This is a genomic window from Acinetobacter sp. WU_MDCI_Abxe161 (genome assembly GCF_025514355.1).
GTDB classification, from domain to species: Bacteria; Pseudomonadota; Gammaproteobacteria; order Pseudomonadales; family Moraxellaceae; genus Acinetobacter; species Acinetobacter pittii_E.
This window is the reverse complement of sequence record NZ_JAHPTU010000001.1, coordinates 117968-138335: the sequence shown is the minus strand read 5'-3', so window position 1 is coordinate 138335 and position 20368 is coordinate 117968. Positions and strand designations below refer to the sequence as shown.

General features: G+C 36.4%; 21 protein-coding genes and 1 pseudogene. 15 read left to right on the top strand and 7 right to left on the bottom strand.

What is annotated here, in order from left to right; genetic code table 11:
* Positions 1-157: 157 nt before the first annotated feature.
* Positions 158-712, top strand: coding sequence for a TetR/AcrR family transcriptional regulator (locus KTI78_RS00690; protein WP_262444927.1), 555 nt, complete (start codon positions 158-160; stop codon positions 710-712).
* A 114-nt stretch (positions 713-826) separates the two neighbouring features.
* Here the strand turns inward: KTI78_RS00690 and KTI78_RS00685 are convergent, their stop codons facing one another.
* Complete coding sequence (locus KTI78_RS00685) at positions 827-967, bottom strand: hypothetical protein (RefSeq protein ID WP_262444926.1); 141 nt, start codon at positions 965-967, stop codon at positions 827-829.
* A 914-nt stretch (positions 968-1881) separates the two neighbouring features.
* Here KTI78_RS00685 and KTI78_RS00680 point away from each other — a divergent pair.
* Positions 1882-2340: pseudogene (locus tag KTI78_RS00680) on the top strand (META domain-containing protein); the annotation flags it as partial.
* A gap of 216 nt (positions 2341-2556) precedes the next feature.
* Here the strand turns inward: KTI78_RS00680 and KTI78_RS00675 are convergent.
* A complete protein-coding gene (locus tag KTI78_RS00675) occupies positions 2557-3927 on the bottom strand; it encodes a sugar MFS transporter (protein ID WP_262444925.1) in 1371 nt (456 codons plus the stop codon).
* Positions 3928-4431: 504 nt separating this feature from the next.
* Here KTI78_RS00675 and KTI78_RS00670 point away from each other — a divergent pair.
* The 6 genes from KTI78_RS00670 (at position 4432) to KTI78_RS00645 (ending at position 8587) form a co-directional block, all read left to right on the top strand.
* A complete protein-coding gene (locus KTI78_RS00670) occupies positions 4432-5202 on the top strand; it encodes an SDR family NAD(P)-dependent oxidoreductase (protein ID WP_262444924.1) in 771 nt (256 codons plus the stop codon).
* 5 nt (positions 5203-5207) lie between these two features.
* Entirely contained in the window at positions 5208-6101 is an 894-nt protein-coding gene (locus tag KTI78_RS00665) for an SMP-30/gluconolactonase/LRE family protein (protein WP_262444923.1), read from the top strand.
* A 97-nt stretch (positions 6102-6198) separates the two neighbouring features.
* The gene (locus tag KTI78_RS00660) at positions 6199-7380 is read left to right on the top strand and encodes a maltoporin (protein WP_262444922.1); all 1182 of its coding nucleotides are present in this window, start codon (positions 6199-6201) and stop codon (positions 7378-7380) included.
* A gap of 387 nt (positions 7381-7767) precedes the next feature.
* On the top strand, positions 7768-7983 hold the full coding sequence (locus KTI78_RS00655; protein WP_003650532.1) for a cold-shock protein: 216 nt from the start codon (positions 7768-7770) through the stop codon (positions 7981-7983).
* 101 nt (positions 7984-8084) lie between these two features.
* Positions 8085-8312, top strand: coding sequence for a hypothetical protein (locus tag KTI78_RS00650; protein WP_262444921.1), 228 nt, complete (start codon positions 8085-8087; stop codon positions 8310-8312).
* Between the two features lie 68 nt (positions 8313-8380).
* Complete coding sequence (locus KTI78_RS00645; protein ID WP_004643550.1) at positions 8381-8587, top strand: hypothetical protein; 207 nt, start codon at positions 8381-8383, stop codon at positions 8585-8587.
* Positions 8588-9002: 415 nt separating this feature from the next.
* Here KTI78_RS00645 and KTI78_RS00635 read toward each other — a convergent pair whose 3' ends face one another.
* Positions 9003-9230: a hypothetical protein gene (locus KTI78_RS00635; protein ID WP_262444920.1), complete on the bottom strand. Its 228-nt coding sequence runs from the start codon at positions 9228-9230 to the stop codon at positions 9003-9005.
* 81 nt (positions 9231-9311) lie between these two features.
* Between KTI78_RS00635 and KTI78_RS00630 the strand changes: the two genes are divergently transcribed.
* A complete protein-coding gene (locus KTI78_RS00630; protein WP_262444919.1) occupies positions 9312-9866 on the top strand; it encodes a TetR/AcrR family transcriptional regulator in 555 nt (184 codons plus the stop codon).
* 88 nt (positions 9867-9954) lie between these two features.
* On the opposite strand, the gene KTI78_RS00625 is transcribed toward KTI78_RS00630, so the two are convergent.
* Positions 9955-10923: a threo-3-hydroxy-L-aspartate ammonia-lyase gene (locus tag KTI78_RS00625; protein ID WP_262444918.1), complete on the bottom strand. Its 969-nt coding sequence runs from the start codon at positions 10921-10923 to the stop codon at positions 9955-9957.
* Positions 10924-11176: 253 nt separating this feature from the next.
* On the opposite strand from KTI78_RS00625, the gene KTI78_RS00620 reads away from it, so the two are divergent.
* Positions 11177-11800: a transcriptional regulator gene (locus tag KTI78_RS00620; protein ID WP_262444917.1), complete on the top strand. Its 624-nt coding sequence runs from the start codon at positions 11177-11179 to the stop codon at positions 11798-11800.
* 119 nt (positions 11801-11919) lie between these two features.
* Positions 11920-12159 (top strand): hypothetical protein, encoded by a 240-nt coding sequence (locus tag KTI78_RS00615; protein ID WP_262444916.1) that lies wholly within the window; start codon positions 11920-11922, stop codon positions 12157-12159.
* Positions 12160-12193: 34 nt separating this feature from the next.
* On the opposite strand, the gene KTI78_RS00610 is transcribed toward KTI78_RS00615, so the two are convergent.
* Both KTI78_RS00610 and KTI78_RS00605 read right to left on the bottom strand, forming a co-directional pair.
* On the bottom strand, positions 12194-12880 hold the full coding sequence (locus KTI78_RS00610) for a pirin family protein (RefSeq protein WP_262444915.1): 687 nt from the start codon (positions 12878-12880) through the stop codon (positions 12194-12196).
* Positions 12881-13063: 183 nt separating this feature from the next.
* Positions 13064-14302: a L,D-transpeptidase gene (locus KTI78_RS00605; protein WP_016140423.1), complete on the bottom strand. Its 1239-nt coding sequence runs from the start codon at positions 14300-14302 to the stop codon at positions 13064-13066.
* A 302-nt stretch (positions 14303-14604) separates the two neighbouring features.
* Here KTI78_RS00605 and hemE point away from each other — a divergent pair, with 302 nt between their 5' ends.
* The 4 genes from hemE (at position 14605) to KTI78_RS00585 (ending at position 19053) form a co-directional block, all read left to right on the top strand.
* Positions 14605-15678, top strand: a complete 1074-nt coding sequence (gene hemE, locus KTI78_RS00600; protein ID WP_262444914.1) for a uroporphyrinogen decarboxylase — start codon at positions 14605-14607, stop codon at positions 15676-15678.
* Positions 15679-15684: 6 nt separating this feature from the next.
* On the top strand, positions 15685-16479 hold the full coding sequence (locus KTI78_RS00595; RefSeq protein ID WP_262444913.1) for a DUF817 domain-containing protein: 795 nt from the start codon (positions 15685-15687) through the stop codon (positions 16477-16479).
* Between the two features lie 149 nt (positions 16480-16628).
* On the top strand, positions 16629-17099 hold the full coding sequence (locus KTI78_RS00590; RefSeq protein ID WP_003650547.1) for a DUF3015 family protein: 471 nt from the start codon (positions 16629-16631) through the stop codon (positions 17097-17099).
* 61 nt (positions 17100-17160) lie between these two features.
* Entirely contained in the window at positions 17161-19053 is a 1893-nt protein-coding gene (locus tag KTI78_RS00585; RefSeq protein ID WP_262444912.1) for a DUF4105 domain-containing protein, read from the top strand.
* A 66-nt stretch (positions 19054-19119) separates the two neighbouring features.
* On the opposite strand, the gene blaADC is transcribed toward KTI78_RS00585, so the two are convergent.
* Positions 19120-20271, bottom strand: a complete 1152-nt coding sequence (blaADC, locus tag KTI78_RS00580; RefSeq protein ID WP_262444911.1) for an ADC family extended-spectrum class C beta-lactamase — start codon at positions 20269-20271, stop codon at positions 19120-19122.
* Positions 20272-20368 lie beyond the last annotated feature (97 nt).

Here is a 20368-nt window from a genome sequence, read left to right as displayed (position 1 = left end):
AAGATTTTCAGGCTTTAAGTCACTACGGCTCAAAAAAACTTGCATCAACAATAAAACTTGAGATGTGCCAAGCACAGTCTTTATGGCTTTGCTATGCCTTTTTTCTCCCAAAAAAGTATCTCGTTTAGAAACAACAAGAATTTATAACGGTAAAAATATGCCACATTCAGATCTCCCATTTCGTGCTTTAAGTGTGCTTCACACATCCCGCTATCTTTTTAATAACTACGGTTTTCATAAAGTCGGAGTGGATCGCATTCTTGAATCTTCAAAAACTTCAAAAGCAACTTTTTATAATTATTTTCATTCAAAAGAACGCCTCATTGAAATGAGCCTAACCTTTCAAAAAGATGGGCTTAAACATGAGGTGCTTTCAATTATCTATGTTCAAAAAGATTTAACGCTGTTTGAAAAGCTTCGCAAACTTTACTTTTTACATGCCAACTTAGACGGGCTTTACCATTTGCCATTTAAAGCTATTTTTGAAATTTCGAAAACCCATCCGAAGGCATATCAGGTGGTCGTTGAATATCGAAACTGGTTAATTAATGAAATCTATCATTTGCTTTTGACCACCAACGAAAATGCTTCAAAACAAGATGCGCACATGTTTTTGTTTGCGATTGATGGGGCAATGGTACAGCTTTTAGATCCAAACAAACCAGATGAAAGAGAGCGGTTGTTAGAGTATTTTTTAATGCATTTTATTTAGTGCAAATGAACAGAGATATTTTTTATTTGACTGCCTCTTGGGATGTATATAAAGGCCCTCCGAAGAGAGCCTCACTAGCTGTGCTGAGGTTGTATATTAATTTTTATTTAGATATTAACGTGGGTGACCGCCACAGGCATATCCACAATTGTTACCTCTGGTGAAGCCATTATCAGTTTTAGGTGTAAAATCTGCTGCCATTGCACCAGTAGAAACTGCAAGTAATGTTGCTACAGTTAAAAGTATTTTTTTCATAAATAAATTCTCAAGTCTAAATTTTTAAGTAATGTAATGATTTATAGTTTTCTATAAATCGTGTGATTCATACTGAATTAATAAGTTAATTTACAGTATTGTTTTTCTTTGAAGCTTTTGATAATTTTTTGTATGCAGACTTATCTGACTAATTTTTATTTAAGGGTTGCTTTTGAGATTGTACATTGTTTTGTATAAGGTTAATAACTGAGCGCGACATCCTGTAGCTGTTTTTTATTTTTGTGCCTATTGATGGTCTGTCTACATTATTAATTATTATAATGTTTTTATCATGCGATAATAATTTTGAACCTCTTAGTAAATTTATCGATGCATCTAATTCATATACTATCTTAATTATATCATTTAGAGAAAATTAAAATACTAACGTCTAAAACTGACTAGGATTAAGCTATAAATTAATTTATTTGTAGTGTATTTGTTTATTTATTTGGCTATTTATTTATCTCTTTATTTATCGGTTTGTTTGTCTGTTTTTGAGGGGGTTGTCCTATACGGTTATAGTGGCCTGCGCCGCATAATTATATATACAATTTTAAAACTTTTAATTTGTGAAGTAGTATGCAAACTAGTCAAAAAAATTTAGATAGTAATTTCGAATATCTCCTTCAACTTTTAAGTACAGCACAAAACCTTTTCGAACAGAGAGATTACTTTTCTGCTTTCCAGTATCTAAGTGTTAATGTATTTATTGTCATATTTTACCCAGTCTCTTTTTTAGAAAAATAGTATTTTCATAAAAAAATCAATATATGAGTCAGTAATATTTAGTTGATTTTTACAAACTGATACATTTGACGAACTTAATGCCTAATTAGTTTGAATTCCTTCTTTTTAAGAATCCTTTAAGCTTACCGCTCTTTTTTTCCATTGTTTTAAAGTTGTTTTTAAATATGAAAATTAAATATCTAGTTCTTGCATTACTTCCACTTTCTTTAATGGCTTGTCACAAAATGCAAAATGAGGCTGATAATGTAGTTTCTCAAGTTAATACATCAGCAGAAGAAAATTTGAGTGAATACAACTGGACTTATCAGGGGGCAAAAGCGTCTAAACCTCTAGTTTTATCATTTGCTGCAGACCAAAAACTTTCAATTCAAACTGGTTGTAATATTCAGGGTGGTACATGGAAAGTTGAAGGAGATTCAATTGTAACTTCACCATTGGTATCAACCTTAATGGCTTGTGTAGATAATGATTTAAAGAAACAAGAAGGTTTAGCTATTGAAATTTTCAGTGAGAAAAAAGTTCCTTTTGAAATCAGCACTGTAAATGATCAAGCAATTTTGACTGTAACGGACAGTAAAGGTCAAAAGCATGTCTTTGCGGGTACAAAATTGTCAGCTAACAATTAAGATCTTTGAGTGATTTTCACTCGTATCAATATGATGCGAGTGACTTAACCCAATATATTTCGGCATATAAAAGTTCCGCTAAATGTCTTAAGTGGATATTGTAAAAACAGTATTATCTTAAGCTATCCAGCACTTCAGAAATATTTATAAAAATAAAAAGACCCATTTAAAAATGGGTCTTACAACAATGAAAATTAATAACAATGTATGTCTTTAATGCCCATGCCCGATTTCATCGCCAATTGCATGCGTTGGCGCTTTTTTGGCAGCGATAGAGAACCAAAGAACATAGACATAGCATAATAACGGAGCAATAAAGGCAATTGATTTGGAACCAGTCATTTCCTCAAGCTTCGCAAAAACGAGTGGTAAAATTGCACCTCCTGAAATTGCTAAAACAAGAAGTCCTGAAATTGCAGGAGTTGGAGCCGTTGAACGTTGTAATGTCAAAGTAAAAATGGTCGGGAACATAATTGAGTTAAAAAGCCCAATTAAGAGTGCTGCAAATGCTGGAATTAAACCTGTCGTATTTGGAACAGAAGTCAGAAGTACATTGATCATTCCAGTAGGAGCAGATGGGTTCATTCCGTTGGTCAGAATGATGATTGAACATAAAACAATTGCCCCAATCGCGACGACAGTTAACATCACATAATCTTTGAATACTTTCATCAATGCTGAACCAGCAAAGCGACCAATCATTGCAAATAGCATATAAAAGGTAGTGAGATGCCCGGCAGATTGTGCTTGGATATTAAGAATATTCGTTTGTTCTAAGAAAAGAAGTAGATTTAGAGAAATGGCAACTTCAGCACCGACATAAAGAAAGATACCAATTGTGCCGAGTCTTGCCCATTTAGAACCTAAAGCAGAGAATGGCGAAACAAATTGACCAGTTTGCGGGGCAGCAGCTGTAATTTTGTCACGGATGAGCCAAATTGCCCAAATGAATAAAGTAAGCATTAAGCCAATAGCAAGATAAACATTGGTCACAAAGCCCAGAGCTTCTTCTCGCATAATGTCTGTAATTACAATATTCTTTGTAAAGATTGGACCATTCAATAGAAATGATGCACCGAAAAATAAACCGCAGGCTGCGCCCAGTGAATTAAATGATTGTGATAGGTTCAAGCGAAATGCAGAGTCTTCGGGTTTGCCCATAGATGCAATTAATGGATTTGCTGCAACTTGTAATAGGGTTACGCCCGCTGCCATAATAAATAATGCAATTAAAAACACCATATAAATGTGAACTTTGGCGGCAAGAATTGCAATAAAGCAGCCTGCAACAATACCTCCTAATCCGACAACAACCGATTTGGCATAACCAAATTTTGAAAGGAAAGCAGCAGAAGGTAAAGACGCAATAAAATAACCTAAGAAAAATGCAAATCCAGTTAAGCTGGCTTCAACAGGGGTTAATGTGAAAACGGTTTTCATCGTTTTCAATAATGGGTCGAGTAAATTGGTGACCAGAGCCCAAATGAAGAATAGAGCGGTAATATAAATCACGGCGATAGGAAGGCCGGTTTTTCTGCTATCCTTAGACTCGGGTATAGATAAGCTAGTATAACTTTTGGACATAAAAGTACCTACAATCCTTTTTAGAAAAAGCACCATTAATTCCTTGTGCTTTAATTATTTGAATGAAAATCTTATGTTTGTTAAACAAACTAAAATGATTTATAAGGACATGCTAGATAAGAGTTTCAACAAATTCCAATTGCATATTTTCACTATGCAATAACTTCTAGTTATTTAATAAAGACAATGTCGGGTTTTGATGTGCTGAGATATTAGACTTTAGATGGGGTAAAGGGTTTTCAAATATTTATTGATATATCTTGTTTTGATAACTATTAGTTATTGTTTAATCAAAATCTTGCATTAGACAACATCCGATCATGGACTTAGAGTACGGTGATCAGAACTTTCACGATCGTATCAGTTTAAATTAAAGCTAAATCATGATACTAGAACATAAATTCTGAAAAAACTTTAGCTTGTTGCATTGTATAACTTTAATAAAGTTCATTTATATGCCCAGCAAAATCAGGAAGGAAGCCAATTAAAGGCAGAGAGGATTATATGGATTTACAGCCCGCTCATTACCCAAGTTTAGTTAATCAAATTGTTTTTATCACAGGCGGTGGTAGTGGTATTGGTGCAGAGTTGACTCGTGCATTTCATTTGCAAGGGGCTCAGGTTGCATTTATTGATATTGATCAAACTGCAAGTCTGGCGTTAATTGAAAAATTAAAAGCTGAAACAGGAAGAGCGCCATGGTTTCAAGTGTGTGATATCCGCGATATTGCAGCGCTGCGTAAAGTCATTGAGGACGTAGGGGAGCAGCTTGGCCCGATTAGTGTTTTGGTCAATAATGCTGCGAGTGATGACCGCCACGACTGGCGTACGGTTGAGCCAGAATATTGGGATGATCGGGTAAATATTAATATACGCCCAGCTTTTTTTGCGATCCAAGCTGTTGCTCCTCAAATGATCAAAGCTGGTAAAGGTTCAATTATTAATTTTGGCTCCATTAGTATCCAGTTGGCCGCAGGTGAAATGCCTGCATATGTGACTGCCAAATCGGCTACACATGGTTTAACTAGAGCAATGGCACGAAGCCTAGGTGAGCACGGTATTCGAGTGAACACTATTGTGCCGGGTTGTATTATTACAGAAAGACAGTTGGATAAATGGATTTCACCAGAAGATGAAATCAATATCCAGAAACATCAATGTCTTAAATTTAGATTGGTTGCAGAGCATGTGGCACCGGCCGTCCTGTTCTTGGCATCTGATGCAAGTCAGGCCATTACAGCGACAGAATTACCTGTGAATGGTGGATGGGGCTAATTCACATGGCACATTTAGATGTTGTGGTTAAATTAGAAATGGATTTAGGGGAGAGTCCTTTATGGGATTATCGCCAGCAATGTTTATATTGGATTGATATCCATGTTGGGCGTATTTATGCATGGAAACCCAGTGTAGATAAGCAGCCTGTGTGTATTCAGTTAAATGAGCCTGTAGGGTGTTTGGCTTTAAGTGAACAGCATCATGTGATTGCTGCAATGAAAAGTGGGATCTGCCAGCTTGATGCAGAACTTCAACCTGCGTTTTTCTTAGCCAAAAATCCGGAATGGGATGGTGAAAAGGGCAACCGTTTTAATGACGGCTGTGTAGATCCATTAAAAAGATTATGGGTCGGAACATTAGATCGTGAAGAAAAGCATTCAACAGCAGCTTTATATTGCTTATCTGGAACTGAACTTGAGAAGAAAAAATCAGGTATTACCATTTCAAATGGATTAGCTTTTAGCCCTGCCGGTGATTGGCTTTATCATACTGACTCTCCTAAACGACAGGTGGTACGTCATCGGTTTAATCCGAAAACCGGTGAAATTGGTGAGGCAGAATTGTGGATTAATTTAGATACTTATAATTTGCCGGGTGTTGTTGATGGTGCTGCCGTTGACAGTTTAGGGCGCTATTGGTGTGCACTGTATGGCGGCGGTCAGGTCGTATGTTTTTCTCCTGAAGGTGAGTATTTACATAATTACTTGTTGCCATGCCCGCATCCAACAATGGTGACATTTGGCGGAGATGATTTAAAAACAATGTTTGTCACCACTGCTCGTCAGCATTTAACAAGTGAGGAATATTCGCTTTATCCGGATGCTGGAAGTTTGTTTGCATGTCAGGTTGATGTTCCAGGATTGGCGCAACCTATATTTAAGGGATCTATTTCCTAAACTAACCATTTATTTTTCGTGTGCAATTCTCTCTGTTCAAATAAATAGAGCTAGAGAGTTGCACCCAAAAAAAGATGAATCTTAAAAGGAATTTTATATGAACAAGCCTATATGGATTATGGGTGCAACAACTTTAATTTTGTCAAATGCTGTATCAGCCTTAGACATTAACGGTTATTTCCGTACAGGTATTGGAAGCAGTGACAATGGTCAAACACAAGAATGTTTTCAATTGACTGGAGCGCCGTCTAAATATCGTTTAGGCAACGAATGTGAGCAATATGGTGAGTTAACAGCTAAACAGAATTTGATTAGTCTGAAAGACAATTCGACCATTTCAATCAATGGCATGCTACAGCTTTATAACCAATATGGAAAATCGCTGAGTTTCAGTGGTGAAGATGGATTTACCCGTTTAAACCAGATTTATCTGAATTGGGAAAATATTTCTTATTTAAACGGAGCCAATATCTGGGTAGGACGACGTTACTATAATCGTAATGATATTAATATGTCTGACTTTTACTACTGGAACCAAAGTGCTACAGGTTTTGGTATAGATGATTATAAAATTAATGGATTATCTTTGAGTTATGCATTTTCAAGAAAAGATAATGTGTTTCAAGAAAAATATATCAATCGTCATGATGTGACGGTGAAAGATATTGATATTAATAAAAATAATAAACTCAATGTTGGGGTGTCTATTGTTGATACCGAACATACGGGTTGGGATTTTACGGTTCAAAATGTGACTACAAATGTATTTAATGGAAAGAATACGTTTGTGGTTCAGTACGGGGAAGGTTCCGGTACGGGCTTAAGCTATACGGGAAGCCCAGATGCTGACCGAGATGATTCATCATTCCGCGTTCTTGATGTGATAGATTGGGCTTCTGAAAATAAAAAGTTTAATGGTCAAACAGAACTTTTATATCAAAAGAATAAATTTAAAAATCAGGAAGATACTGAATGGTACTCTGTCGGTTCGCGCTTAGCTTATGTCGTTCAAGATCATTTTAAGATTTCTACCGAAGTTGGTTATGATCAAATTAAAGGTGGTGATCAAAATCGCAATTTGACGAAATTGACCATTGCCCCAACATGGTCTTTAAAAGGTACGGGTTTCTATGACCGACCGGAACTTCGTTTCTATTACACTTATGCTTTTTGGAACTCTGATGAGCAAAAATTACGAGATTATTTAAATACAGACAGTGCATTTTATCAACTGAGTCACGGATCTAATTTTGGTGTTCAGTTAGAGCATTGGTGGTAATTTTTGTACCTTTTCCACAACTCTTCAATGAGGAGTTTACTTGCCCATCATTTTAGCTGAGCGAGTGTGGGTACAATATTGTTATTAAAATTAAATCAAAAACAGCCTTTCTAGGCTGTTTTATTTCCTTATAAATGCTTAGAGTGCAGAACATCACCTTATTTTATAAATAAAATAAATATATATATTAGAAAACTTGATTGATTTTATTTTTCGTATATAATGAACATAACTAGAAAAAGTCATGTTTGGTAAATCTTCTCTAAGTACCGCAGTATTAGTCATAATTCTTCGTTTTTTTCAGATTTTCAGCTCCATTCTTTATTATTTCGATGTTACTCATAACCAATAAAATGGTTTAAATTTTTAAAAAAACTAGGATGTATTATGTCTAATTCAAATATCATGAAAGGTACTGTTAAGTGGTTTAACGAAGCTAAAGGTTTCGGTTTTATCCAACCAGAATCAGGACCAGACGTTTTTGCTCATTTTAGCGAAATCGCTAACTCAGGTTTCAGAACTCTTGCTGAAGGTCAACGTGTTGAATTCAGTGTTGCACAAGGCCAAAAAGGCCCAAATGCTGTAAATATTGTTGCTCTATAAATAATTATAAGCACTTATAAATAAAAGCACTCACGAGTGCTTTTTAAATTGATTTTAAAGTTATTTTAAAATTATAAGTAAATTTTAAGTTAGGATATAAATTGTTAAAAATAAATGATTTAATTGCAAAATCTAAAAATGGTACAGAAATTCTAGTGTCTTTAATTCCTCTAAATAGAATACAAAATACACGTGAAGGTTTTAAAACTGTTGAAGTTGGTAAAAGAGTTCTTCTTTCCTCTGGAGTTGAAGTTGATTTAAATCTAGATGGGCGTACCTTTTACGCGTCTGTGAATCAATTATTTAAATTAGATTATAGAGTTAGTTAAAACTCAACTTGCTATTGGATATTTCGGTAGATCCATTATTTCTGCCATAATTTTATTAGGATATCATCATGCTTAAACAAAATATCAGTGTTAAAGACCAGTTTGGAATTAAATACGTCATTCAGGCAACAGTAGATAATTATTTCGCTAATACTCAATGTTTTTCTAATTTGAAATACATTACAGTCGAAGGTGAAGATATACGCCCGGGTTTTGAAATGTTTTTTCAAAGTACTTTAAGTGGTAAAATTTTTAAAATTGATAAAATAAATTAATCTATCAATGAAGTGTATTTAACGCGGCAGGATAGAGTTCTAAGAATTTAATAATAAAGCGCAGGTGGTGAAAACTATACTAGCGCATTGCTAATTTTCAAATCCCTATACCCTTAAAAGCCCCAACTTTATAAACCCCAAATTAACAATAACTTATTGATTATTTATCCTTACTTTTTAATGAACTATTTTAAAGCAAATGTCATTTTGTGTGCTTGACTGCAATAAATGTGAAGCTTATCCTTTGCCTGCTGGCCACATTGCCAGCCGGTTTTAGCAGACCGTGATGAAAGATCGCATCAGAGTTATTCCGTCTGAGGAATAGTCTTATGCGTAGACTCCTCGTCTCCTCCCGTAGCGGTAGGACGGGAGAGGGACACCTTCGGGTGTGCTGGTTATATCTTTCACCAGTCTGCTAACCCTTTCTCGTTCTGCCACCATAATTTTCATGTCTGGCAGAACTCCCAATAAAAAGGAGTTGGCTTTGCACATTCTTAATTTCTTGGCAGTCTTTGCCAAAAGCTATAACGACACAACTTAAATCATATTTATCAGCTTGATGACCTTTAGGGTGTTCAGGCTTTAAGTCATTACGGCTCAAAAAAACTTGCATCAACAATAAAACTTGAGATGTGCCAAGCACAGTCTTACGGCTTTGCTATGCCTTTTTTCTCCCAAAAAAGTATCTCATTTAGAAACAACAAGAATTTATAACGGTAAAAATATGCCACATTCAGATCTCCCGTTTCGTGCTTTAAGTGTGCTTCACACATCCCGATATCTTTTTAATAACTACGGTTTTCATAAAGTCGGAGTGGACCGCATTCTTGAATCTTCAAAAACTTCAAAAGCAACTTTTTATAATTATTTTCATTCAAAAGAGCGGCTTATTGAAATGAGCCTAACCTTTCAAAAAGATGGGCTTAAACATGAGGTGCTTTCAATTATCTATGTTCAAAAAGATTTAACGCTGCTTGAAAAGCTTCGCAAACTTTACTTTTTACATGCAGATTTAGACGGACTTTATCATTTGCCATTTAAAGCTATTTTCGAGATAGCGAAAACCCATCCGAAGGCGTATCAGGTCGTAATTGACTATCGAAACTGGTTTATCAATGAAATCTATCATTTGCTTTTAACGAGCCATACCAATGTTTCAAAACAAGATGCACACATGTTTTTCTTTACGATTGATGGGGCGATGGTACAGCTTTTAGATCCAAACAAACCAGATGAAAGAGAACGATTGTTAGAGTATTTTTTTATGCAGTTTATTTAAATTATGACGTGAACAAGTTGGGAAACTAACGTATGCAGTGCCTATATAGGACGCTTTAACTGACCTCATAGATAGGCACCAACTTTTATTAAGCAGATAAAAACTCTACATATTTAGAAATATCGACGTTCCCACCACTAATAATGACTCCTATACGTTTGCCTTTTAACTCATGTTTTAAATTACGCGCAGCAGCAAAACCGAGACATCCTGTCGGTTCAACCACCATCTTCATTCTCTCTGCAAAGAACTTCATTGAAGTAACAAGGTCTTCGTCAGTTACAGTCAAAATGTCATCAACTTTTTGTTGAATAATGGGAAAAGTGAGTTTGCCTAAATACTGAGTTTGAGCACCATCGGCAATCGTTTGCGGTGTATCAATATGAACAGTTTCTCCTTTTCTAAAAGACATTTGTCCATCATTTCCTAGAGCAGGTTCAACGCCATATATTTTACAGTTAGGCGAGAGTTGGCGAGCAGAAAGGGCCGAACCAGCCAATAAACCGCCACCTCCTAAACATACGAATAGGTAATCTAAGTCACCTACTTCTTCAAATAACTCTTTTGCAGCCGTTCCTTGACCCGCAATTACATGTGGGTGGTCATAAGATGGAATTAAGGTTAGACCATTTTTTTCAGCAATTTCTTTTCCAATTTTTTCCCGATCTTCTGTATAACGGTCAAATTCAACAATATCTCCGCCGTATTCTCGCGTTGCTGCCATTTTTGCAGCAGGAGCATCTTTGGGCATGATGATTGTGGCGGAAATACTAAGAATTTTTGCTGAAAGAGCAATCGCTTGTGCATGATTTCCCGAAGAGAAAGCAACCACGCCAGCTTTTCTTTGAGCCTCATTGAATTGCAAAAGTGCATTCATTGCGCCACGAAATTTGAAAGCGCCAACACGTTGAAAATTCTCACATTTAAAGAATACTTCTGCTTCAAATTCATTGTTAACAGTGCGTGAAGTTAAAACAGGAGTCTTATTTGCAAAACCTTTTAGGCGTTCAGCAGCGGCTGCCACATCTTCATAAGTTGGAAGGGTTAAATTTTTCATAATTAAACCTAATTCTATTCAATATTTTTGAGTTCAAGATTCCGTATTGCGCAAGGAATAAACTAAATATTAACCTTTTTAGATAAAGTATATACTTTTGGATAAAATGTCTAATTTTATTTTCTAATGGGATAACAATGAGATATAAGATTTTGATTTACATTAAGTTTAAAATTAGATAAAAAGTCTAAATTACTATTGCAACTTTACGCTCGGGTTTGAAATAGTAATCAAATCATTTGGAGGAAATACATTGGACAATCGTGATAAGCATTTACTCACTCAACTCGATACTATCGCGAAGGGGTTAAGTGAAACGCTATTTCCTTTTTGCGAAGTTATTGTCCATGATTTAACAAATCCTGAGCATGCCATACTCTCAATACACAATAATTTATCAGGCCGAAAAGTTGGTGATCCGGCAACTGAGTTAGGGCTGGCTAGAATCATGTCTCCAGAATTTCCAAATCTTATTTCAAACTATGCAAACCAATTTGCTGATGGTCGCCCTGCAAAAAGTACTTCTATTGGTATTAAAGATGAAGAGGGTCAGTATGTGGCCGCTTTATGTATGAATATTGATTTAACCCTATTTCGGGGAATGCAAAGCGCTTTAGAACAGTTTGCTAAAATTGAAACTGATAACATAGTTGAAAATTTGGAGCCGAAAGGTACTGAAGCAATCCGTAAATATATCGATCAATTTGCTTCAAAACATGCCACTACACCACGCATGTTAAAACTTAATGAGCGAAAACAATTAATACATGAGTTAAAAAATAATGGTTTATTAGATATTAAAAAGGCTGTCGAGACAGTTGCACAACATTTAGGTATATCAAGAGCAAGCGCCTATTTATATGTAAAGGAAACTTAAAAGTTTTATCTTATTCATCAAAAAACAACTTGTTTATTTAACATGACTCATTTAAATAATTGAATGAATAGGAACGCGCAAGCATCTCTATAGCTTGATCTAGTTTAGGAGGTCGTTATTTGAAGTTATTTATTATTATATTTATTGCGATTTTTTCCAGTATCGGACTGATTTGTTTAATTGCTCTGCTTAGAAATTTAAAAAATTATTCACCATCTGGTGAGCATGATCATTCATCTTCTTTAACGCATCATTTTCACGATAACAGTGCTAGCCATCATCATAGTGCTAGCCATTCAAATGATTGTTCGTCATCTTCAGACTCGGGTAGCTATGATAGCGGTGGTGGCGGAGATTAAAAAAAGCCCTTTTATGCAAAGGGCTGTTGGTGATTTAAGGCAAATCAAACCAGATAAATTGACTGTCTTCAGTTGCTTGAATTGTCGCTTTATCTTCAAAAACTAAAGCATCACCTGCTTTAACCTCTTGATCGTCAATGCGAACTACACCCGAAATCACATGCACATAGTTCACTTTTTTAACCGTATCAACAGTTAACTCATGGCCTTTTTCCAATACAGCAGACTTTACTTCTGCATCTTGGCGAATATGCATTGGTGCATTTGCATCAGGCCCTGCAATTAAATGCCATTTGTTTGGCTCTTTACGTGGGTCCAAATTAATTTGTTGATAATTTGGCTCGGCATCTCTTTCATTTGGAATAATCCAGATCTGTAATAAATGTACAGGCGTATCAGTGTTGTTGATTTCACTGTGGGCAACACCTGTGCCGGCGCTCATAAGTTGCCATTCACCCGCTTTAATCTGGCCTTCATTTCCCATCGTGTCGCGGTGTGAAATGGCACCATCTAACACACAGGTTAAGATTTCCATATTGTCATGTGAGTGCGTACCAAAACCATTATGCGCATCAATCTGGTCGTCATTAATTACGCGTAGAGCGCTTACACCCATATATTTAGGGTCGTACCAGCTACCAAATGAAAAGCTATGATAAGACTCTAACCAGCCTGCTTTTACATGACCTCGATCTTCACTACGATGTAGATAAGCATTCATGACCTAATCTCCCAAATTTTTATTTATCTCTTGAGAAATATCTTAATGTTCTATGAAGGGCGAAAAAATAGGTTAACTGCAACATGTCGTTGCATAATTGATATGATTATAGGGTTCTTTACTCATATATTTTTAAGAATAAAAAAACCTGCCATGAAGGCAGGTCTTTAATGGAACTATTAATTACTCAAGGAATTTAACAGTTACGCCAGAACGTACTTTACTTCCTAAATCGTTTGCATCCCAGTTAGTTAAACGGATACAACCGTGTGAAGCTGTTTTAGAAATTAAAGACGGGTTTGGTGTTCCGTGGATACCAAAAGATTTTTTACTTAAACCAATCCAGATATTACCTACAGGAGCATTTGGACCTGGTGGTAAAGAAAGTGGTTTTAGGTTTTTACCTTGTACGAAGTTTGAAGGTGAGTAGCTGTACCATGGGTTACGTGCTACACCAACTACCTTGTAAGTACCGGTCGGAGAAGGCGTATCAGTACTGCCAATTGTTGCAGGAAATGAGGCAATCATTTGGTTCCGGCTATTGAAGAGGTACAGTTGTTTTGCACCTTTATGCGCAATAATCAAATGAATGTCTTCTGGTAAATCATTGCGTACATTTGGAACAATGATTTTTTCGCCCACTTTTTTGAATGTCGCAGTTGGGTTAATTTTCTTTAAGAAAGCTTCATCAATGTGAAACTTCTCACCCAACATTTCGCTAACACGCGTGTAGTACAAACCTTTCATTTTGGCCTGTAATGCGTAGTCAGAAGGAATCGACTCAGCATATGGACCTTTTAAGTCAGCATCAGAAATTGTGTATTCAATAAATGCTGGCTTTGTTTGTTTAGCAACTAAAGCATCCCAAGTTTCTTTAGTGAGTTCACCAGTAGGTGACAAACCATTCATTTGTTGGAATGAAGAAATTGCTTTTAAAGTATTTTTACCGCTCATGCCGTCAATTGCACCTGGTGATGCATGTGCATTATTTAGCATAACGTGAGCACGTGCATAAACTGGAAGCTGGCCTTTACCAATATTTTCAGACCATTCTGCCGAGTTTAAGCTATCTAAAGTCCATGATGCAGCGGTTGTCGCAGTAGTCGTAGACGCCGCAGTGGTTTTAGCAACAGCTGGAGTCGACGCAGCGATGCCTGATACAGCATTTGGGTCTTCAGTTTTCTGTAAATTTTGTAATGTTGTTGACGCTCGATTTAGGTCATTTTGTTCTTGAGCGGTGATTTGTGTCGGAGCTTGAGCTTGTACAGTTGAAGCTGCTTCTACTGCTAAAGGATCAATCGGATCTTCTACAGGAGCTGATACCTTTTTAGGGTTCAGGGGTTGCTCAGTTGTTGAAGCAGCAAAAGCAACATTAGCAATAATACAACTTAAACTCATAGCGAGTAATGAGCGAACAAACATGTAATTCAACCTTAAGAATTTTCATATAAGCAATAGGAAGATTGATTTGATCTCAAAGTGCATAAAACTACCAATAACTCATCTCTATGAGCCCAAGATTGGCAATTTAGTGATTAAAAGAATATCAATAAACCCAATGTAACATGTTGCAAGTATTGCAGAAAAGCCCGCTACTTGCAGTAGACTTTTGTGTAAATATGCATTTTTTAGTAGATTGACGCGTTTTTTGTGTGAAATTGAAATTATAAAATTCTCTATGTTTTTGATATGATGCTGCCACATAAAGAATATAGAGATTGGTAATGACGACTTTGAAAAATGATCGTTTCCTACGAGCTTTGTTACGCGAACCTGTAGATACCACACCGGTATGGATGATGCGTCAAGCAGGACGTTATTTGCCTGAATATCGTGAAACACGTTCAAAAGCAGGCGACTTTCTATCTCTATGTAAAAATACAGAATTTGCTTGCGAAGTAACTTTGCAGCCTTTACGCCGCTACGACTTAGATGCAGCGATTTTATTTTCAGATATTTTAACAATTCCTGATGCATTAGGTTTAGGGCTTTATTTTGAAACTGGAGAAGGTCCTAAGTTTCAAAAGACTATTCGTACTGAACAAGATGTCGCGAATTTACCAAAGTTAAATGCAAAATCAGATCTTGATTATGTGATGAATGCGGTAAGTACAATTCGCTCTGCTTTAGGTGGTCAAGTTCCACTGATTGGTTTCTCTGGTAGTCCTTGGACGCTTGCAACTTATATGGTTGAAGGTGGTTCAAGTAAAGAGTTCCGTTTCACCAAGCAAATGATGTATGCGCAGCCAGAAGTTTTGCATGCTTTACTTGGTCATTTAGCAGATTCAGTCATTGATTATTTAAATGCTCAAATTGATGCCGGTGCTCAGGCGATCCAGATTTTTGATAGCTGGGGCGGGGCATTGGCACACCGTGAATATGTCGAATTCTCTTTAAACTACATGAATAAAATCATTGCAGGTTTACAGCGTGAGAAAGACGGCCGACGTATTCCTGTTATTGTGTTCACCAAAGGTGGCGGTCAATGGTTAGAGCCGATGATTACCACTGGTGCAGATGCATTAGGTTTGGACTGGACTACTCCGCTCAATACAGCACGTAATGTTGTCTCTGGACGCGTAGCGTTACAGGGTAATCTTGATCCTGCCGTTTTATATGGCTCAGCTGCTTCAATTGAAAAAGCAGTAAAAGCGATGTTAGACGATGCTTACGCAAATGGTGAAAAAACAGGTTACGTTGCTAACTTAGGCCACGGGATTACCCAATGGGTAGACCCTGCACAGCCAAAAATCTTTGTAGATACAGTACATGAGTATAGTGCTAAATATCTAGGATAGTTTTTTGTGCGACATCTGACTTTACCCATTCATTTTATCGGCAAGGCTGTTTCGGCAGCCTTGTTTGGTATTCTGCTTTTAATGGCTTTTGCTTTAACAGCACCGATGGGAAGCCATGAATATATGGGTTTTTATCGCTATGATTATTTACTCATCTATGCATTGTTAATCCAGATCTGCTTACTTTATTTAAAGCTTGAATCATGGGCAGAAGCCAAAGTTATTGCTTTATTTCATGTCATGGCGATGGTCATGGAAATATTTTTAACGCATCCCGCGATTGCATCATGGCAATATCCTCAGCCCGCCGTATTTAAAATCTTAACTGTGCCTTTATTTGCAGGCTTTATGTATTCGGCTGTGGGTAGTTTTTTTGCACGTTCAATCCGACTGTTTCAAGTTTCTTTTGAAAAGCTTCCTAGTTTTGGAAGTATGCTTTTATTGGCATTTTTCTCATATATAAACTTTATGAGTAAATTTTTTGTACCTGATATTCGCTATATTTTATTTGCGATCAGTATGTTTATTTTTTGGAAGACTAAGCTTTATTTTCAGTTAAATGAACATAAATTTAAAATCCCGATGTTGCCTGTATTGATTACACTCGCTTTTCTCATCTGGATTGCTGAAAATATCAGTACTTTTTATAAAATCTGGCTCTATCCAAGTCAGGTAGATGCTTGGCATATGGTGGGCTGGGGTAAACTTGGTTCATGGTATTTATTATTACTCTTAAGTTTAGTACTGGTGCTTAAAATATTAGGTCATCGAGATAATCAAGGTAACTGGAATTTAAGATAAATTTTTCTTTTGCACTTTTTATCATATTATTTATTTTTTAATTGCTAATTCACAGCCTTCTCGTTATCTTTAATAGCGTGTAATAAAAATTACACATAACAATACAACACATAAGAAACAATCAATAATGATTTTGGAGTTATACATCTATGTTAAAAAAATTAGCTTTAGCTGCGTTATTAGCAGCTGGTTCAAGTGTTGCAATGGCTGACAACGATGTAGGTTGTGGTGTGGGTACACAAGTCTGGGCTGGCAAAAAAGGAGTAGCGCCTAAAATTCTTGCTGCGACAACAAACGGTATTTTTACTAACCAATTACTAGGGATCACTTTCGGTACTTTAGGCTGCCGTCAAGGCGGAACAGTAACTGCTCAAGTGGTTACATTCACAAATGAAAATGCTGAAGCTTTAGCTCGTGATATGGCAGTAGGCCAAGGTGAAAGCCTGAACGTACTTGCTGAGTTAATGCAAATTAAACCTCAAGATAAAGATCGTTTCTTCAAAGTTTCAAAAGCAAACTTTGGTGAAATCTATTCTGCAAACAACCAAAATACGCTTCAAGTATTAGCATCATTACAAACTGTAATGGCTAAAGACGACGTTTTAAAAGCTTACGTATAAGTTTGAAACTGAAAACCCTGTCGTATGGCAGGGTTTTTCTTATATTTAATGATAAAAATTGATGAGCTTAATGAAGTCAGTTGTTTTAGTTTTTGCCTCTTTGGCAGTGAATATTGCGTATTCAGCAGATATAAATCCATCTATTCAAAAATATTGGTCAATCGCAGAACAACAAAATCTAGATCAAGATATTACATGGCAAAGGCTCATGTATGCCAATAAAAACCAGAAAAGTGAGGTCACTTACGGTGGATATTTCCTATCAAAAAATGGAAAAAATAATCTAAAAGAAGAACTAAAAGCGGATATCTCGGCATTATTTATGCCTGCTCAAGATAATCAGTCGATTCGTTGTAAGTTCCCTGCACGTAGCCAATGGCTCATACAAAAAGTCGGTATTCAAGAAAATGAATTGCCTCAAGTAAAATGTTCAGAGTTTGAAAACTGGATTGGGCAGATTAAGCCCTACAAAGCGACATTAATTTATGCGACCGATTTTATGGGCAATCCTAGCTCCATGTTTGGCCATACGTTATTGCGTTTAGACCCTAAAGATCAGCAACAATTAAATTTAGTTTCCTACGCTGTAAATTATGCAGCAACTGTGGCGGGGAACGACAACTGGTCATATGCATGGAAAGGTTTAACAGGGCAGTATCCGGGTGAATATTCACTGATGCCTTATTATCGTAAGGTAAAAGAGTACGGCGATTTTGAAAGCCGTGATTTATGGGAATATGAGTTAAGTCTATCACCTGAAGAAACTCGGTTTTTAGTAAGTCATATTTGGGAAATGCAACATGTGAGCTTTCCTTATTATTTTGTAAGTGATAACTGCGCCTATAGGCTTTTAGGGTTAGTCGATTTAGTAAAACCTGAATCTAACTTACAAGAAAAATTTACTTATGCCTCCATTCCAATGGAAACCATTAAATCGATGCAGCAGCAGGGACTCACCAAAGCTCCTGTGTATCGACCTGCTTTAGAAACTCAGCTACTAGCCCAAGCTCATCAGCATGGTGCCTCTTTGGCAAAGGTGGCTCATCAAATTTCGATGCTGCCTACACAGCAGTCTTCTCAGATTTTAAAATCATTTAGTGAGCAAGATCAGGCTAAAATCCTCGAGATGGCTTACGATGATTTATATCTCCAATTTATTAGCCGAAAAATAGAAGAAAGTATTGCTCAACCGCAGTTACGTCAGCTTTTAGCGCTAAGAAGTCAGATTGATTTAGATAAGCAACGTCAAGAACCTAAAAGACCAACAAAGGAACCAACTCAAGGTCATAACGCTCGTAACTTTTCCGTGAAAGCTGGAGAGGTGCAGGGTGATAAGTTTATTGAACTTGGTCATCGGCAAGCCTACCATGACTTAATAGATCCTCAAGGCGGATATCGTGCAGGTACTCAATTACTCTTTTTAAATGGTAATGCGCAGTGGCGAGATGATCATTTAAAACTAGAACATCTTGATTTGCTCGAAGTAAATTCTTATAACCCGATTCAACCTTTTAAAACACCGCTGAGTTGGGGATTTAACTTAGGCTGGCGTCAGGAAGCCATTCATAACGGAAGTTTTAATGAAGACAAACAACACGGCGTCGCAAGCTTTAATGCACAGGTCGGTTACAGTCTTGCTGACTATGAACGCAAACATATTTGCTATGGGCAACTGCAAAGCTACGTACAAACAGGTTCTGATCTAGATAAAGGATGGCGTGTAGGCGTAGGTCCAACTTTAGGTTGTATGAACCAATGGTTTGAGCGCTTCAACTCTGTCGTGCAAATCGAATTGCCCTATTGGGAAGACCAAAATCAATGGAATTTGAGAGTCAATACGCAGTGGCAATATGTGATTAATCGCAATAATGCTGTTCGATTAAATTGGGATTATGAACAACAAAATCATCAAGACTGGATGAAATCAAGTCTAGGATATGTTTGGTTCTTTTAAAGAATAAGCCCATAAAAAAAGAGAAATGAGATTATTCATTTCTCTTTTTGTTTTTAGAAAAGCCTATTATTTCTTTATTGCATTTAACACAGCATAAGCTGCTTTAATGCGTTCTTCATTGGGAATACGTTTATTAGTTAACATGACTAAACCAATATTTTCTTTAGGAATGAACACGACATATGTTCCAAAACCGTTAGTCGATCCAGTTTTGTGGAACATCTTAACGGAAGGTTCTTTTGAAATAGCAGTTACTTTATTAGGTTTCATCACGATTTGTTCTGAATTACTGTCTAATAAAGTTTGTAAAGGTGCTGGATAAGAAAACTCTTCCCAACCTAGTGCTTGATACATCGTACCCACTTGGTAGAAACCTTGATGTGTTTCATTAATTGCACGTTGAATATCTGCTGGATATTTTTGTGGATTTAGGTTGGCATTAATAAAACTCAGCATATCCGGTAGGGTAGATTTAACGCCGTATGCTGGTGCATCGAGCGGACCAGGATTAACGCGAATCGGCTGATTTTCTTGGTTATAGCCAAATGCATAGTTTTGCATTTGAGTTTTAGGCACATTTACATAGCTATGTTTTAAGCCAAGATCTGGAAAAATGGTTTTTTCCAAGACTTGGTCGAAAGGTTTATTCATAGACAAAGCAACAACTTTTCCAAATAAACCAATGCTTGGATTTGAATATTGTCGATATTCACCGATTGGGTTTTTAGGTTTCCATTCTTTGAAAAACGTTAAAACTTGCTGATCTGTTTTTACTTCATCTGGAAATTGCAAGGCAAGGTTTCCACTGGTATATGTCGCAAGTTGAAGTAAATTCACTTGATCAATCGGTGTATTTTTTAGTTCTTTCCAATATTTTCCGGGCGTGTCATCAAAAGAGATTGTGCCTTTTGTTTTGGCATATCCGCCTGCCGTAGCGGTAAATAATTTACTGACCGAACCTAGCTCAAAAATGGTACTACTATTAACGGTTTTTTTATCTTGAACGGATTGTAGACCATAATACATTTCATACTTTTTGTTATTTTGAATAACGCCCACAGCCATACCGGGCACATCATATTTTTCTAATAAAGGCTTAAAATTTTGATCAACCAGTTTTTTGATCTCTTGCTCTTTTGGTGTATTACCCGCATAAATTGAGCTACTAAAAATAAAAAGAGGCGGTAAAAGTAAGCAAGAAATTTTTTTAAATTGCATGATTAACTCATAAATTATTTAAAAATAAAGATGGGTACTTTTATAACAAAAATCACATAATTTAATTGTTATGTTTTATGGAGTTCGCGAAGCGTTC